This is a genomic window from Mucilaginibacter sp., assembly GCF_036383575.1.
Lineage (GTDB): Bacteria > Bacteroidota > Bacteroidia > Sphingobacteriales > Sphingobacteriaceae > Mucilaginibacter.
The window spans coordinates 1-3,359 of sequence record NZ_DASVOB010000872.1 but is presented as its reverse complement, the minus strand read 5'-3'; the positions used below and the strand labels follow the sequence as shown (position 1 = coordinate 3,359).

Below are 3,359 nucleotides of genomic sequence, written 5' to 3'. Positions count from 1 at the left end.
CATCCTGAATAGCTTTATCACGGATCGACTTTTCCTCATCGTTTGATTTCGGAAGAGTAAACGCCTCCATGATCTGGTTAAAGGCCGTGGTATCCTGGTCGACTAAAGTCAATAATTCATTTTTAAATTGCTGACCTTTTTGCCCCCAGTCGCTAAACTCCTGCCAGCGGCTGTCCCACCCTTTTTTGTGCGAACTCAGGTTAGCCACCATGGTAGCCAGCGAAGCACCTAATGCACCAACAGCCGCCGAAATAGAACCGCCACCCGGCGCGGGGCTTTCGCTGGCGGTTTCATCAGCCAGATCAGTAAGGCTCATATTGATGAGTTTACTGTCGGTTTTATCTTTCAGCAAATATTCAATGATCCGTTCTTCGGGTTTAAACGGCGAAAGCTCATCCAGCCCCATCGATTTAATGGCGATCCTGATCAGTTCCTTTTCGCTTACCCCAACCGAGCGTTGCTGTTTCTCCAAGAAATACCTGCCCGCGTCAAGCATCGCTTTCAATGGAATCAGTCCAACCAGCTCACTGCCTGTTACCCTGATGCCGCGTTCAGCAGCTTTATCACACACTTCATCAAATGCCTTGTGAACAGGGGTAATGTTGATATTAGTTAAATTCATCGAGATCTGGGCAACGCCATATTCCTCAATAAACCAGCCTATGGCTTTTACCGCCTTTAATGAACCGGGAATAGTTTTGGCTTTACCGTTTTCATCATATATTATTTTACCGTTAATCGGATCGCCCTCACGCAGGGTGCGACCAGCCTCGCGCACATCAAAAGCAATAGAATTTGCCCTCCGGACAGAAGTAGTATTCAGGTTAACATTATAAGCCACCAGAAAATCACGGGCACCAATCACGGTAGCCCCGCGCTTAACATCATTCTCTGCCGGACCGAAATCGGGTGCCCATTCCGGTTGCTTGATCTTTTTAAAGAAACCTTCATACTCACCAGCACGGATCACCGAAAGATTGCTCCGGCTCTTATTGGGTTGCGCCGCCTCGTACAAATAAACCGGGATCTGCAATTCCTCTCCCACCCTTTTTGCAAGCTGTCGGGCATATTCAGCAGTTTCCTCCATCGTAATGTTACTGATCGGTATCAGCGGACAAACATCTGTTGCACCCATCCTTGGATGTTCGCCTTTTTGTTTGCTCATATCAATCAGCTCACCGGCTTTTTTGATAGCCAGGAATGCAGCTTCAATTACTTTTTCGGGTTCACCAACAAAAGTCACTACAGTACGGTTAGTTGCCTTGCCGGGATCAACATTCAATAGTCTTACTCCCTCAACAGACTCAACTGCGTCTGTTATCTGTTTGATGATATCAAGGTTTACACCTTCACTAAAATTGGGTACGCATTCTATTAATTTCATTGGAGAGATTGGAGGTTAGAGATCAGAGGTTAGTGTTAGTTTGTTTATAGATAAAATCATTCATATCAATGCTCCGCGGTCCACACGCGGTTAGGCTTCAGTTTTCCTTGCTGATATAATATCTCACGATAATCATCACATGGATAAGCCTGCATATCGGCAAGCTTTCCTTTGGTTAAGATGCCGCGGTCGTTTAGTTTTAAAGCCTGTGCTGCGCGATGGGTTAAACCGGCAAAAACTTCGGCAGTGCTTAACTTCTCAGCCGCAGCCATTACCGATGCCTGCATCAGCAGATCGCCCATCGGGGCCGATCCGGGGTTCCAGTCGCTGGCAATGGCGAGGCATGCCCCGGCGTCAAGCAGTTTTCGTGCAGGGGCATAGCCCATTCCCAAACCCAGCGAAGCACCAGGTAAAGTTACAGCAACAGTATCTGAATTGGCCAATAATTTTATCTCATAATCGCCGCTGGCCTCCAAATGATCGGCCGAAGCAGCTCTGGCTTTAACAGCTACCTCGCTGCCACCTGTTGTAAACTGATCGGCATGAACGGTAGCCTCAAATCCCATCTGCTTGGCCCTGCTTAAATAGAATAATGCATCACTGGCGTTGAAAGCGCTTTGTTCAATAAAAATATCCACCCTGCTGGCCAAATCCTGTTGCTTTATCTTCGGCAACAGATCATTTAACAAATATTTCAGGTATTCATTTCCTTCACCATCAAAATCTTTAGGTTTAATGTGCGCAGCGAGGCAGGTTGGCACAATATGAGCATGAGTTTTGTTAGCAGTCTGGTGAATGGCTTTTAGCTGTTTGAGTTCTTCAGTGGCCGACAATCCGTAACCGCTTTTTACCTCAATAGTCGTTACCCCTTCTGCTAAATGACGAGCTATTCGGTTTGTCAGTAAATCGCTTAGTTGGGTTTCAGTAGCTGCACGTGTTTGCGTAACAGAATCCCAGATACCGCCTCCTGATTCTGCAATCTCGAGATAGCTTTTACCGGCATTGCGCATGGCGTAATCCTTTGCCCTGCTACCGGCAAAACAAATATGCGTATGGCAATCCACAAAACCGGGCAGTAATACATGATCGCCGGTAATTTCTTCTATTTGTGCCGATGGATAATTTTTGCGGAGCTTTTCAAAATCATCAACAGCAAGTATCACTCCATCTTCAATTAACACACCGCCATTGGCAATGATGTGCAATTGCTCATCTTTCAGGGCACCTTTAAGCGATAAGCCTGTTAAAGACAGTATTTGTGTAAACGGACCTGTTAGTTTTTTCATTTTATTCTTCCGTCTGTCATTGCGAGGGACGAAGCAATCCCCGATCAGCAAAGCTGCCATACAAATCCCTCTGTACAGTTCGGGATTGCTTCGTCCCTCGCAATGACGCGTTTTTTATGCATTACGTCCCCTCAGGGTCCTCTGCGAGAGCCCCTGAGGGGAAGGTGACGTTATTACTTGCTTTACCACACCTTCAATCCAAACTTATCTGCCCATTCAGCAGCTTTATCATATCCGGCATCATTATGCCTGAAGATACCCATAGCCGGGTCGTTATGTAATACCCGTTTCAGGCAAGTTGCTGCACGATGGCTGCCGTCGGCCAGTACCACCATACCGGCGTGCTGGGAATACCCCATGCCTACCCCGCCGCCATGGTGGAACGAGATCCAGGTTGCTCCACCTGATGCATTGGCCATCAGGTTGAGTAGCGGCCAGTCGGATACCGCATCGGAGCCATCTAACATAGCCTCCGTTTCACGGTTGGGCGATGCTACCGAGCCACAGTCCAAATGGTCGCGACCGATCACTATGGGGCCTTTTACTTTGCCTGATGCTACCAGTTCATTAAATATCAGTCCGGCCTTTTCACGTTCGCCCATGCCCAGCCAGCAAATCCGGGCAGGTAATCCCTGGAATGCTATTTTTTCCCGTGCTTTTTTTAGCCAGGTAATTAACGGTTTATTTTC

General features: G+C 47.4%; 2 protein-coding genes and 1 pseudogene. All 3 read right to left on the bottom strand.

Annotation, left to right across the window (positions count from 1 at the left end; genetic code table 11):
- Nucleotides 1–1,384: glutamate formimidoyltransferase (ftcD, locus tag VF500_RS30690; protein WP_330863300.1), on the bottom strand; the 1,384-nt coding region annotated here is incomplete at its 3' end.
- Between the two features lie 65 nt (nt 1,385–1,449).
- Nucleotides 1,450–2,670 (bottom strand): imidazolonepropionase, encoded by a 1,221-nt coding sequence (gene hutI / locus VF500_RS30685; protein ID WP_330863299.1) that lies wholly within the window; start codon nt 2,668–2,670, stop codon nt 1,450–1,452.
- A gap of 182 nt (nt 2,671–2,852) precedes the next feature.
- Nucleotides 2,853–3,359, bottom strand: a pseudogene (locus VF500_RS30680) (urocanate hydratase); the annotation flags it as partial.

Excerpts from the sequence above, each read along its gene's own strand:
- hutI (WP_330863299.1), bottom strand. The coding sequence starts at position 2,670 with ATGAAAAAACTAACAGGTCCGTTTACACAAATACTGTCTTTAACAGGC.